Source organism: Acetoanaerobium pronyense, from assembly GCF_017874355.1.
Classification (GTDB): Bacteria; Bacillota; Clostridia; order Peptostreptococcales; family Filifactoraceae; genus Acetoanaerobium; species Acetoanaerobium pronyense.
On the sequence record NZ_JAGGLI010000004.1, the window covers coordinates 36,653 to 48,994 of the forward strand.

The following is a 12,342-nucleotide window of genomic DNA, read 5'->3' on the forward strand; positions in this document are numbered from 1 at the left end:
TTATTAAGATTAAAAAGTCGAAAATAATATAAATCAAATTAATTAATGGCATTTTGTTAGACGTGAATTGTCTTTAGGAGGACTTAAATGAAAAAAAATACTATATTAGCAAGTGTTGTAGCGTTAGGAATGATTTTTTCTGTTCCAGTGACATCATATGCAAATACATATAATAAAGCAGAAGCAAAATCAACTCTAGTATCAGTAAGAGCACAGGCAAGTGAAGATTCAACATTAGTATCAAAAGCAGTGCAAGGGCAAGAACTCTTTGTATTGGAAGAGCAAGGCAACTGGGTAAAGGTAAAGACTCAGCTTGGAATGGAAGGATACGTAAATAAAAACGATATAAATATCAAAAGAACCTATGAGGGCATAATAACAAATCAAGGGGTTAATCTTAGATCACAGCCAAATGCTCAAAGTAAAGCTCTTGGTATAGTAAACAACTCTGATAAGGTTTTAGTACTAGAAGAAGATGGCGAATGGTCAAAAGTATTATTTAAAGGCACAACAGGATATGTTTTTTCAAAGTATATAGTAACTGAAGAGGAATTTAAATCAGGAGTATCAAGATCTGCTCAAAGGGACTCAGAAAAGTTGTTAAGCATGGCAAATTCACTTCTTGGAACTCCATATAGATACGGATCTAATGGACCAAGCAGTTTTGACTGTTCAAGCTTTATTCAATATACATATAGAAATGCCCTTGGAGTTACACTTCCTCGAGTATCAAGAGATCAAGCTAGAGCAGGGGAAACTGTTTCAAAAAATGACCTTCAGCCTGGAGATATAGTTGCATTTAATACCTTTGGAGCTCCAGGTAGCATAACTCATGTTGGAATATACCTTTCTGATGGAAACTTCATTCATGCTTCATCATCGGGCAGAGGTGTAAGAGTAGATAGTTTGAGTCAAGGATACTACTCAAGTAGATACATTACAGCATCAAGAATTTTAAAATAGATAACTTATATAAAGATTCAATATTTTAAGTATTACATATGAGTTTCATAAATGCCTATTAAAAACCTGTTTGGATTTCAAACGGGTTTTTTTGGTATAAATAAAGTATATTGTTATATTAAAAAATTAATGTTATAAAATGTAATTATACAAACATAATAAAGCAACAAGATGGAGGTAAGTAAATTGAGTGAAAAGATATTAATAATAGATGATGAAAAAATGATAACTGACGTTGTAAGCAAATATCTTGAAAAAGAAGGATTTGAAGCTTTTAAGGAAAATGATGGACAAAAAGGACTAGATGCTTTTTATAATATAATGCCTGATTTAGTTATATTAGACAGAATGCTTCCTGAAATGTCTGGTGAAGAAATATGCAAGGAGATAAGACGAAGCTCTAGAATCCCTATAATAATGCTCACGGCAAAGGTAGAGGAGTCAGAACTTTTAGAAGGCCTTGATATGGGTGCTGATGATTATATGACAAAACCTTTTAGTGCTAAGGAGCTAATAGCTAGAGTAAGAGCGATACTTAGAAGAGTGAAGATGGATCCAGTTCCCCTTTTTAATGTAATGGAGTTTAATAATCAGGACCTTGTAGTTGATATGATTAGCAACGAGGTAAAGAAAAATGGACGTATTATTAAGCTTACGCCAAGCGAATACAAAATATTGCTCTCGATGATAAAATATCCAAACAAGACATTTTCAAGAGAAGAACTTATTTTCATTGCCCTTGGAAGTGAATTTGATGGATATGATAGAATAATAGATACCCACGTAAAAAAACTTAGAAATAAAATCGAAACTGATCCAAAGAATCCTCATTACATTAAAACTGTTCATGGAGTTGGATATAAATTTACGGGAGGAAGCGATGAAGGTTAAGTTAAGGAGTGCCTTGTCTACAACTCATGGAATTACTGCATTTGTAACAGTTATTTCCATCCTTATTTTACTGAATCGTATAGTGGATAGTCAGTTTATTGAATACGTAAAACAAACCCAAAATATAAAATTAGAAAATATAATAACTGATATAAGTCATCAATATCATGATGATTGGAGAGAGTTTAGGATAAGACAAACCGGAGATAGAGCTCTTGAAGATGGTTTTGTAATATCGGTTGAAAACTCTCAGGGGGATATTATTTTTGATATTGCAAAAGAGAGAGAATCTAGCCCAGAAGAACTGTTATCAGATATTTCTAAAAGTATGAAAAATCATTATAAAAACTGGGTAGGTAAAATCACTACTCACGAGAGAAGGCTTATTCATGAAAATAGACAAATAGGGACTCTTTTTATTTCTTACTATACTCCTTTTTATTTTACATCAGAGGACTCAAAATTTATTAATTCCATACATGAGGTTATTACCATATCAATTTTCCTATCAATATTTTTTGCCCTAATTTTAGGACTTTTAATATCGAGAAGCATTTCAATTCCTATTTTAAAAACAACCAAGGCCACAAGAGAAATATCAAAAGGTAACTATGATGAACATATAAGTGAAACATTTAAAATAATAGAAATAAACGAATTGGCTCTTTGGATAAATAAACTAGCCAAGGATCTTAAAGAACATGAATTGACAAGAAAAAGGATAGTCTCAGATGTCTCTCATGAGCTGAGGACTCCTTTAGCTGCCATTCAGATTAATCTCGAGGGGATAGTTGACGGTGTGCTTGAACCAGATGAGGAGAGACTTGAAGGCATCTATAAAGAAATTTTAAGAGTTAATCGTTTAGTAGGGGAGCTTACAAAACTAGCTAGATATGAAAATGGAAATATGGAATTAAATAGGAGGGTTTTTAATCTTAAAGAAACTTTAGATTCAATCGTATACACATTAGAACCTCAAGCCAATATAAAAGATATTAAGATTATAGTCAATAAAACAAATGTAGAGTATTACGGAGATGAGGACAAAATCAAACAAGCTATTATAAATTTGATTTCAAACTCTATAAAATACAGTAATGAAAATGGCAGAATATATATTTATTTAGATTTTAAAAAGGGTAATACTATACTTGAAATTAAAGATTATGGAATAGGTATTCCTAAAGAAAATCTAAAATATATCTTTGAGAGATTTTATAGAGCTGATAAATCGAGAGATAAATCAACGGGTGGCTTTGGGATAGGACTCACGATTACCAAGGAAATAGTTGAGGCTCATAGCGGCACTATACAAATAGAAAGTAAAGTAGGTAAAGGAACAGATGTAATGATATCACTACCTGGTGGTAAGATTATAAGGTGATTTTTTATACTTGGATTATTTTATCTTCAAAAAAACTATTTAAAAGTAAAAAATAGTTTTTTTGAAGATTTTTTTGACTAAAAAAGTAGTGGCAGTATATTTATTACAGGTTCTTCATATGGATGAATTTCTTTAATGGCTTTTAAAGCTTCTTCAGCTTGTTCTGTTTGGCATCTGAATTCAATCTTTAGCTCTTTTTCTTTAGATATAGAGCCGACTTTTCCTTCAAACGGTTCAGCTCCGTCAAGTGGTCTCCAGTAACCTGTGACTTCAGTAACTGCCATTACACTATCGTAGTTTCCAATTACGCATAGATTAGACTCTCTTAATTTATTCTGGAGAGATTCTAAGTATTCTTCTGGAATATATATTTCTAATTTCACTTCTTTAAAATCCATAATCTCATCTCCTTTACTAAATATCTATACCAAATCTTTTAGGTATAAAACAATAAATTTGTAGCGATACAATTCTTGGAATCTCTAAAATTGTATTGCTATTTTTCTCTAAATATTATAATATTTGTATCAAATGACTAGAATTTCAAAATATTAAAAAAGCAAAGGGGATGTTTTAAATTGGAAAAGGCAATTAGAAAAAATGAGATGAAATCTGCTTGGCAAACAAAGGACTTGGTCATATCATCACTACTTATAGCACTTGTATTTGTATCAACCAAATTTATAAATATAAGACTACCTATATCAATTAACGGAGGACTTATACATCTAGGAAACGTAATGCTATTTATTAGTGCCATTGTTTTTGGTAAAAACAAAGGAGCTATTGCAGGAGCTTTTGGAATGGGACTTTTTGACATTTTATCTGGGTGGATGCTTTGGGCGCCATTTACATTTGTGATTAGAGGAGTAATGGGATACATAATTGGACATATAGCGTCTAAAAAAAGTGGAAAAAGTACTATTTATAATTCAATTGGTATTTTAGTAGCGAGCATATGGATGATATTTGGGTATTATATTACAGAGGTAATACTTTATGGAAACCTTTTGACTCCTATGACATCAATACCGGGTAATATTACGCAGCTTGCTATAGGAGCTATAATCAGTATTCCGGCTTCAGCGGCACTGATTAAAGCAGGTATTACAAACCATAATTAAAGGAGGATGAATATGATAGTAATGAGTGCAGGACCGACTACAGTAAGCAGAGAAAAACTGGATTATATGATGAAAAATTCAACAAATACAGACATAGATAAAAACTACATAACTATTCATAGAGAAACTGAAGCCTTGATTTCAAAACTTGTTAATACTAATGCAAAGAGCTTTGTAATGCTAGGAGAGGCGATTCTTGGCCTTGAAGCCGCCTGTAGTTCGCTAATAGAAGAAGGGGACAGAGTTCTTGTAATTCACAATGGGTTTTTTGGATATGGATTTAAATACTTTATTGAGATGTATGGCGGTATACCTGTAATGCTAGAAATGGATTACACAAAAGGCCTCAATAAAGACATTTTGGATGAATATCTAAAAAAAGATAGTGATTTTAAATTTGCAACTTTGGTTCATTGTGAAACTCCATCAGGAATAATGAATCCAATAGATGAAATATGCTCTTTATTACAGGATTATGGAGTGCTTAGCATAGTAGATGCTGTTTCTTCAATAGGGGGAGAATTTATTGATTTTGATAAGTTTAAAATCGATGTATTAATCGGAGGATCTCAAAAGTGTTTGTCTGTACCATCTGGGTTAACATTAATCACAATCAGCGAAACGGCAGAGTCTATAGTTTTAAATAGGAAAACTCCTATAAAGTCTTATTATTGTAATTTTAAAAACCATCTGGAAAAATCAGGCTCTAGAGAATTTCCATATACCATGAACGACTCTCTGATATATGGCTTAAATATTTCTCTGAAAAATATACTGGATACTGACTATGTAAGTATTCACAAAGAGTTTGGTGAAAGAGTGAGAAATGCTTTTATAAAATCAGGTTTAAAACTATATCCTAAGAGTCATTTTTCAAACACGGTAACTACGGTACTACTGCCTGACAATATAACTGATGTAGAAATTGTTGATAGGATGGTTCAAAAAGGAGTATTTATATCACCTGGAGTAGGACATCTAGAGGGAAAGACCATTAGAATAGGGCATATGGGAGATAACCTAGATGAAAATATGATTATTGAAACTCTTAAGGCATTAGACGAAGTATTTTTAGAAAAAAACATTGTACTTGAATGTTCATTGACTGAATCATTTATGAAATATAATGTTTTTTTCTAATTGATTTATATTATCTTCTTAGGGTAAATAGAGTCATGTAAGCTTTATCAATATTAATGACTTTGATTATGATAGGGAAGGTGAAAAAATGAAACGTTTTAATGAGGAAAAATATAAAGAGGATATGATAAAGGACATTATATCTATTGTCGACATACCAAGTGTATATACTGAAGATGACTCTCCATATCCTTTTGGAAAACCTATTCAAGAAGCTTTAGAGAAAACAATAGAGCTTTCTAAAAAACTGGGATTTAAAACAACAATTGATCCAGAAGGATATTATGGTTATGCAGAAATTGGAGAAGGGGAAGAGCTTGTAGGAATCCTTGGACATCTTGATGTAGTGACAGCAGAAGACCTTGAAAACTGGACATATAACCCATTTGAAGCAAAATATGTAGATGGGAAGATTTATGGTAGAGGCGTACAAGACGATAAAGGTCCTACTATAGCTACTATGTATGCAGCAAAACAGCTTCTAGATGAGGGATACAAATTCAATAAAAGGCTTAGATTTATATTTGGAACCGATGAAGAGAATCTTTGGAGAGGTATACAAAAATATATGGAAAAAGAAGAAAAGCCAAGTTTTGGATTTACTCCAGACTCAGTTTTTCCTATGATACATGCGGAAAAAGGCCTTCTTCAGCTAGTACTTACTGGAGATGGACGAAATGATCTTAAAATTCAAGCTGGAAATAGTTTTAATGCTTTGGCAGACAAAGCAACAATAGAGATGGAAAATCTAGATGAAGTAGAGCATATTTTAAAAAAGCTAGGATTTGAGTATAAATGTGAGGGGAATAAACTGACTGTAATTGGAAAGAGTGCTCACTCAGCCAAACCAGAAGCTGGAATCAATGCTATAAATAGACTTGCGGTTGCCCTTAAAAAGGCAGGATTCAAGATACCTGCGGCTGAGTTTATAAGTGATGTTTTGGGAACTAGCCATTATGGGGAAAATATAGTAGGAGAGTGGAAGGATTTTTCTGGGAAGCTGACTATAAATGTTGGAATGCTTACCATAAATGAAGAGAAAAGTGAGATATCCCTTGATATAAGAATTCCTGTTAGCTTTGAGAAAGAAGAGTTTGTAGAAAATCTAAGCAAATTTTTAGATAAATATAAGTTAACTTCTTCTGAAAGAGATTTTCTTGGAGCAATACATGTGCCATTAGATCATGTTTTAGTTAAGACTTTAGGAGATGTATTTAATGAAGTTACTGGACTTGATAGTACTCCTCTGACATCAGGTGGAGCCACTTATGCTAGAGCCATGCCAAACTGCGTAGCCTTTGGTGCTGTACTTCCAGGAAAGCCAAAAACCGAACATCAAGCTAACGAATATATAGATATTGAAGATTTTATGACTGCTACAACTATATATCTAAATGCTATTGCCAAGCTAGTTGAATAAAAGGCTTTAAAAACTATTTAGATAAATACTCTGTATAAATAAATTGCATTCAAAAAATAAAAGTAGGGGATTGGATGATATAGCGCATCATTAATCCTCTACTTTTATTTTAAAATTGAATAATTTTATAATTTCATAACCCATCTAAGCTTTTGTCTTGAGATAGCAAATTGATTATTCATCTAAATAAAAATGTTTTTCCCCATCTTTTTGCCATCCAAGTATACAATCCATATTGACATTTTCTGCTGCCTTAAATATTGATTTGTCAACATTGTTGAAATTCTTCTTTAAATCAGCAATGAGATGTTTCATTTCATGCCTTTTAGAACCTGTCTTTTTAGCTGCTACCATGCAAGCACAATTTAGTGGCCAGATTCCGCTGTTTCTTATAAATCTCTCTATATATATTTCTTCAATGTGATATAGTGGTCTTATAAGCTCTAGTCCTTCAAAATTAGAAGATTTTAGTTTAGGAAGCATGGTTTTAAAATTTCCAGTGTATAGTAGATTTAGCATAGTAGTTTCTATTACGTCATTAAAATGATGTCCTAGGGCAAGCTTATTGCACCCTAGTTCTTCAGCCTTGTTATAGAGTGCTCCTCTTCTCATCTTTGCACACATATAGCAAGGGTAGTCCTGGGCTATTTTATCTGCCACCTTAAATATATCTGTATCAAATACGTGAATTGGGATTTCAAGATATGCAAAATTATCCATCATAAGTTCTCTGATGCTATCATGATAGCCAGGGTCCATAGCTATAAATTCTAGTTCAAAGTTGACCTTACTGTGTTTTTTAAGTTCCTGAAAAAGCTTAGCCATAACTATGCTATCTTTTCCACCAGAGATTGCAACAGCAATCTTATCTCCTTCTTCAACAAGACTATAGTCATTTAAAGCTTTTATAAATTTAGACCATATGCCTTTCCTATATGTTTTTATAAGACTTCTTTCGATTTCATGTAAAGGCTTACGCTCATTAAATGGTACTAAAATATCGCAACCCTTTCCTGATAATTCACTCATTTTTTCACCTCACAATTTAACTGCAATATTATAACATTTATTTTAGGCATTGTCTAAACTCTATAGAGATTTATTATAGATATTTAAATGCTTGAAAATTTGTTAGAATATATATAAGACTAATAAGAAGGAGGAAAAAATGATTAAGGTTTATATTAATGATGTTTTAAAAACTGCTCTTCCAAGTATAGTACTTGGATGTATAAAGGCTAAGGTTACTGTAAAAGAAAGTTCTTTAAATCTTTGGGATAATATCGAAAAAGAAATTATATCCATAGAAAATAATTATGATTTAAGTGAAGTACTTGAAATCCATGAAATAAAAAAATCAAGAGAAGCATACAAAAAACTAGGAAAAGATCCAAGCAGGTATAGACTGTCTTCGGAATCTCTTTTTAGAAGGATTACAAAAGGAAATGGACTATACAAGGTAAATAATATAGTTGAAATAAATAACTTAATATCTCTTTCTTCAAGGCTACCAGTAGGAACATTTGACATAGAAAATATAGATAATGAAATATATTTTACAAAGGGGAAAGAAGGAGAATATTATGATGGAATAGGAAGAGGGCCTGTAAACCTGTTTAATCTGCCTGTATTTGAGGATAGTCAGGGAAAATTTGGAAGTACTACATCTGACTCCACAAGAGCTATGATAAAGGAAACCACAAGTGAAATTTTTATGGTTATAATTTCATTTGAAGGAGAAAATAATATGGATGGACATTTAGAGCATGCAAAAAATTTACTGAGAGAATTTGCAGATGGAAAAGATATAGAAACAAAAATAGTAAGAGGATAAGGTTATAATTATTAGGGCAACATACTATGAATAAAATGGAGATCTTATAAAAAGGGGATATATATGAAAAAAAGGTGCTTTTGGGTAAGTGATGATCCTATTTATATAAAATATCATGATGAAGAGTGGGGCATTCCAGTCCATGATGATTACAAGCATTTTGAGTTTATTGTACTTGAATCCGCACAAGCAGGGCTAAGCTGGATTACTATACTTAAAAAAAGAGAAAACTATAAAAAAGCATATGAAAACTTTGATTTTAAAAAGGTAGCACTTTATGACAGTCAAAAGATAGATATGCTACTTAAAGATGAAGGGATAGTTAGAAATAGAAAAAAAATAGAGGCCTCAATAAATAATGCAAAGGCTTTTATAAAGATAAGGGAAGAATTTGGAACCTTTGATAAATACATCTGGAGTTTTTCAAATGGAGAAGTTGTAAAAAGCAATTTCAAATCATATCATGAAATACCTACAAAGACAAAACTTTCTGATGATATTTCAAAGGACCTTAAAAAAAGGGGATTCAAGTTTATTGGAACCACTATTATTTATTCATATTTGCAGGCTGTAGGGATTGTGGAAGATCATGAAGCAGATTGCTTTAAAAAAGTATAAAAACACTAAAAAACTCCTCTTTAAGCCTTAGGATACCCTATAAAAGCCTAAGAGGAGTTTGCTTTCAATTAATCTGTTTTATTGTAGTGGAGCATCAACTGGAATATGACCAGATAATGTGTCTGTGATTTCTCCATCTACTAGAATTTGAACATAATCTACGTTATCAAGCTGAGTGAAAGTTTTTACTATAGAGTTTACAAGCACTGATTCTGCTTCATGTCCATATTGAGCACTTTTTATCTCAGCTGAGAAATCTATAAATGCTGTTTTATTTTGAATATACATATTATTTATAGTAGTACCCTCAGGTATTATTTTTGTAAGCTCAGAGCTATTTGGCTGCTTCAAAAGTCTTTCACCTAGTTCCATAAGATTAAGCTCAGGGCCATCAAACTTTTGAATTTCTTTATCAAGTACGAAGCTAGTAGGGGTGATTCTCATAAAATATACAGATAGAGCAAGTTCATCTTGAGGTTTTTGTGGAATCTGAGGAACTTGTGGTTCTGAAATCCTTGTAGTTATAGAAATATGTCTATTTGGATCATCCCACTCTACTGTAGCTCCAAGACTTTCTGCTACAAATCTAAGGGGAACTATGGTTCTGCTGTTTTGAATTCTAGCTGGAACATCAAGACGGACCATCCTTGAATTTACTAGAGCAATTTGATTGTCTATTGCAAGCTCAATTTTAGTATCACCAAGGGTGCCTAGGACTGTTCTTCTATCTCCGTCCCATTTTACATCCGCCCCTAAAGCTCCAAATATATGTGCTATAGGTACTAATGTTCTTCCATTTTCGATTGAAGGAGCAACATCAGTAGGTACTATAGAGCCATTAAGGCTTATCGTAATCGGTGGAAGGGCATGAGAATAAGATGGAATCATTATAGAAAAAATAAGTATAGCTATTATTAATTTTATATTTTTCATAAAATTATACCTCCATTTCGTTTTATAAAAATTATAACAGTCTATAAAATATAAAAAAAGTATATAATAGTTACAGATAAAGATTATATAAAATTTTAAATACTTCATGTAAAACTAAATATGATTAAAACAAGGTTGAAACATTTAGGAGGGATTTTTGTGGCAAAGGTGTTTTTTAAAAGAATTACAAACAAAGATTATAAGGATTTGAGCGATGGAGCAAGGATTCTTTTAGAAAAGCTTGTTGAAGAAATAGATTTCAAATTTGAAAAGCATGTTCCCATCAAGGTTCATTTTGGAGAAAAGGGAAATAAGACTTTTATTCCTCCTGATTGCTATATGGGTATTATTGATTATCTTTCAGAAAAAAATATTAAATCCTCTTATATAGAAACCAATGTGCTCTATAGAGGAAGTAGAACTACTGCTGAAAGTCACATAAAGCTTGCAAAAGAGCATGGATTTACTCAACTTCCTATAATAATTGCAGATGGAGAATATGGAAATGAATATATAGAGGTTCCAATTAATAAAACATACTTTGATAGCTGTAAAATAGGAAAAGCTTTTGGAGACTATAGTCAGTATCTAGTGTGCGCGCACTTTAAAGGTCATGGGTCAGCCGGATTTGGTGGGGCTATGAAGCAGCTTTCAATGGGATTTGGATCAAGGGGAGGCAAGCTTGCTCAGCATTCAGGAATCAAACCAGAAGTAATTGCAAAAAAATGTATAGAATGTGAGCTTTGTATAAAAAAATGTGATGTTGATGCAATCGAAATGAAAGAAAAAGCCTATATACATCATGATAAGTGTGTAGGATGTGCAGGATGTATAGCAGTTTGTCCTGTAGGAGCTATAGTTAATGATTGGAGTGAAGAAGCTTTTAAGAAAAAAGTAACAGAGTATGCATATGGAGCGCAAAAAGATAAAGAGATTATTTATATTAATTTTCTTATGAATATTACAAAAGAGTGTGACTGCGTTGGACAACCAATGGATGAGGTTGCCAAGGATATCGGAGTATTTATATCAAATGATCCAGTGTCCATTGATACAGCCTGTCTTGATATACTCCAAAGAGAACAGGGAGAAAAGCTCTTTGAAGATGGTAGAGAATCAATAGAACACGCCGTAGAAATAGGATTTGGAGAAAAAGATTATGAACTTATAGAAATTTTTTAAAGAAGGTGAATAGATGAATCAAATTACCCGAAAAAAGGTCAAATCTTTAATCCCCATAAGAAAAATGGATGGTCATAAAGGGGATTTTGGAAAAGTATTGATTTTTGCAGGAAGCAAAAGATATACAGGGGCTGCATATCTATGTACTCAAGGGGCAGTGAAAAGTGGAAGCGGACTTGTAACCCTAGCTACAGACAAAGAAATCGTTGATATTATGCAAATTAAATTAAATGAGGCTATGATATTAGACAACGACTCAAATGAAATAAAGTCTCTAATAGAAGAGGCTGATTCTATAGCAATAGGTCCAGGTATGGGAAATAATCAAGATACATTTAAAGCAGTTTCTTACCTTATAGGAAATTCAAGTTGTCCGATTATTCTTGATGCAGATGCGGTAACAGTGCTTGAGGGAAATTTGGATATATTAAAAGGAAAAACAAATATAATTTTGACACCACATGTTGGAGAGTTTTCAAAGATAATTAAAGTTTCCCAAGAAATAATTATTAAAAATAAAATTGAAATAGCTCGTAAATTTGCTGAAGAATTTGGAGTTACTTTGATTTTAAAAGGGTATAACACTGTAGTTGCAGATAAAGAAAGCCTTTATATCAATACGACTGGAAGTTCTAAAATGGCTTCTGGTGGTATGGGAGATGTTCTTACAGGAATTATAGCTTCTTTTGCAGGACAGGGGCTAAGCCCTTTAGAAGCTTCTCTAACTTCAGTTTATATACATGGATATGCTGGGGATATTTTAGGGGAAGATTCATATAATGTGATTGCTACAGAAGTACTTGAAAATCTTGGAAAAACTATTGATAGGGTTTATAAGAGTGAATAAATAAAA

General features: G+C 32.3%; 13 protein-coding genes. 10 read left to right on the plus strand and 3 right to left on the minus strand.

Features of this window, described 5'->3' with window-relative positions; genetic code table 11:
* The first annotated feature begins 87 nt into the window (after positions 1-87).
* The 3 genes from J2Z35_RS02795 to J2Z35_RS02805 all read left to right on the plus strand — a co-directional run bounded on the left by J2Z35_RS02795 (position 88) and on the right by J2Z35_RS02805 (position 3,238).
* Positions 88-963 carry a C40 family peptidase gene (locus J2Z35_RS02795; protein WP_209659133.1) on the plus strand — a complete coding sequence of 292 codons (876 nt, stop codon included), beginning with the start codon at positions 88-90 and terminating at the stop codon, positions 961-963.
* Between the two features lie 186 nt (positions 964-1,149).
* The gene (locus J2Z35_RS02800; protein ID WP_330623346.1) at positions 1,150-1,854 is read left to right on the plus strand and encodes a response regulator transcription factor; all 705 of its coding nucleotides are present in this window, start codon (positions 1,150-1,152) and stop codon (positions 1,852-1,854) included.
* Complete coding sequence (locus tag J2Z35_RS02805) at positions 1,844-3,238, plus strand: sensor histidine kinase (RefSeq protein WP_209659136.1); 1,395 nt, start codon at positions 1,844-1,846, stop codon at positions 3,236-3,238. The genes J2Z35_RS02800 and J2Z35_RS02805 overlap by 11 nt, the downstream gene beginning before the upstream one ends.
* A gap of 77 nt (positions 3,239-3,315) precedes the next feature.
* Here the strand turns inward: J2Z35_RS02805 and cutA are convergent, their stop codons facing one another.
* The gene (gene cutA, locus J2Z35_RS02810) at positions 3,316-3,636 is read right to left on the minus strand and encodes a divalent cation tolerance protein CutA (RefSeq protein WP_209659138.1); all 321 of its coding nucleotides are present in this window, start codon (positions 3,634-3,636) and stop codon (positions 3,316-3,318) included.
* Positions 3,637-3,816: 180 nt separating this feature from the next.
* Here cutA and J2Z35_RS02815 point away from each other — a divergent pair, with 180 nt between their 5' ends.
* The 3 genes from J2Z35_RS02815 to J2Z35_RS02825 all read left to right on the plus strand — a co-directional run bounded on the left by J2Z35_RS02815 (position 3,817) and on the right by J2Z35_RS02825 (position 6,922).
* Positions 3,817-4,362, plus strand: a complete 546-nt coding sequence (locus tag J2Z35_RS02815; RefSeq protein ID WP_330623347.1) for an ECF transporter S component — start codon at positions 3,817-3,819, stop codon at positions 4,360-4,362.
* Positions 4,363-4,374: 12 nt separating this feature from the next.
* Positions 4,375-5,502 (plus strand): pyridoxal-phosphate-dependent aminotransferase family protein, encoded by a 1,128-nt coding sequence (locus tag J2Z35_RS02820; protein ID WP_209659140.1) that lies wholly within the window; start codon positions 4,375-4,377, stop codon positions 5,500-5,502.
* Between the two features lie 88 nt (positions 5,503-5,590).
* Positions 5,591-6,922, plus strand: coding sequence for a Sapep family Mn(2+)-dependent dipeptidase (locus tag J2Z35_RS02825; RefSeq protein WP_209659142.1), 1,332 nt, complete (start codon positions 5,591-5,593; stop codon positions 6,920-6,922).
* Between the two features lie 174 nt (positions 6,923-7,096).
* Here J2Z35_RS02825 and J2Z35_RS02830 read toward each other — a convergent pair whose 3' ends face one another.
* Positions 7,097-7,951, minus strand: a complete 855-nt coding sequence (locus J2Z35_RS02830) for a tRNA 2-thiocytidine biosynthesis TtcA family protein (RefSeq protein WP_209659144.1) — start codon at positions 7,949-7,951, stop codon at positions 7,097-7,099.
* A 139-nt stretch (positions 7,952-8,090) separates the two neighbouring features.
* Between J2Z35_RS02830 and J2Z35_RS02835 the strand changes: the two genes are divergently transcribed.
* On the plus strand, positions 8,091-8,756 hold the full coding sequence (locus J2Z35_RS02835; RefSeq protein WP_209659146.1) for a B3/B4 domain-containing protein: 666 nt from the start codon (positions 8,091-8,093) through the stop codon (positions 8,754-8,756).
* Positions 8,757-8,819: 63 nt separating this feature from the next.
* A complete protein-coding gene (locus J2Z35_RS02840) occupies positions 8,820-9,374 on the plus strand; it encodes a DNA-3-methyladenine glycosylase I (protein WP_209659149.1) in 555 nt (184 codons plus the stop codon).
* Positions 9,375-9,452: 78 nt separating this feature from the next.
* On the opposite strand, the gene J2Z35_RS02845 is transcribed toward J2Z35_RS02840, so the two are convergent.
* Positions 9,453-10,307 carry a stalk domain-containing protein gene (locus J2Z35_RS02845; RefSeq protein WP_209659151.1) on the minus strand — a complete coding sequence of 285 codons (855 nt, stop codon included), beginning with the start codon at positions 10,305-10,307 and terminating at the stop codon, positions 9,453-9,455.
* A 159-nt stretch (positions 10,308-10,466) separates the two neighbouring features.
* Between J2Z35_RS02845 and J2Z35_RS02850 the strand changes: the two genes are divergently transcribed.
* Together J2Z35_RS02850 and J2Z35_RS02855 are read left to right on the plus strand one after the other, a co-directional pair.
* The gene (locus J2Z35_RS02850; RefSeq protein WP_209659153.1) at positions 10,467-11,489 is read left to right on the plus strand and encodes a DUF362 domain-containing protein; all 1,023 of its coding nucleotides are present in this window, start codon (positions 10,467-10,469) and stop codon (positions 11,487-11,489) included.
* 13 nt (positions 11,490-11,502) lie between these two features.
* Positions 11,503-12,336 carry an NAD(P)H-hydrate dehydratase gene (locus tag J2Z35_RS02855; RefSeq protein ID WP_209659155.1) on the plus strand — a complete coding sequence of 278 codons (834 nt, stop codon included), beginning with the start codon at positions 11,503-11,505 and terminating at the stop codon, positions 12,334-12,336.
* Positions 12,337-12,342 lie beyond the last annotated feature (6 nt).

Bases quoted from the DNA above. Each gene is read 5' to 3' on its own strand.
- J2Z35_RS02795 (WP_209659133.1), top strand. From the start codon at position 88: ATGAAAAAAAATACTATATTAGCAAGTGTTGTAGCGTTAGGAATGATT.
- J2Z35_RS02805 (WP_209659136.1), top strand. From the start codon at position 1,844: ATGAAGGTTAAGTTAAGGAGTGCCTTGTCTACAACTCATGGAATTACT.
- cutA (WP_209659138.1), bottom strand. From the start codon at position 3,636: ATGGATTTTAAAGAAGTGAAATTAGAAATATATATTCCAGAAGAATAC.
- J2Z35_RS02820 (WP_209659140.1), top strand. From the start codon at position 4,375: ATGATAGTAATGAGTGCAGGACCGACTACAGTAAGCAGAGAAAAACTG.
- J2Z35_RS02825 (WP_209659142.1), top strand. From the start codon at position 5,591: ATGAAACGTTTTAATGAGGAAAAATATAAAGAGGATATGATAAAGGAC.
- J2Z35_RS02830 (WP_209659144.1), bottom strand. From the start codon at position 7,951: ATGAGTGAATTATCAGGAAAGGGTTGCGATATTTTAGTACCATTTAAT.
- J2Z35_RS02835 (WP_209659146.1), top strand. From the start codon at position 8,091: ATGATTAAGGTTTATATTAATGATGTTTTAAAAACTGCTCTTCCAAGT.
- J2Z35_RS02840 (WP_209659149.1), top strand. From the start codon at position 8,820: ATGAAAAAAAGGTGCTTTTGGGTAAGTGATGATCCTATTTATATAAAA.
- J2Z35_RS02845 (WP_209659151.1), bottom strand. From the start codon at position 10,307: ATGAAAAATATAAAATTAATAATAGCTATACTTATTTTTTCTATAATG.
- J2Z35_RS02855 (WP_209659155.1), top strand. From the start codon at position 11,503: ATGAATCAAATTACCCGAAAAAAGGTCAAATCTTTAATCCCCATAAGA.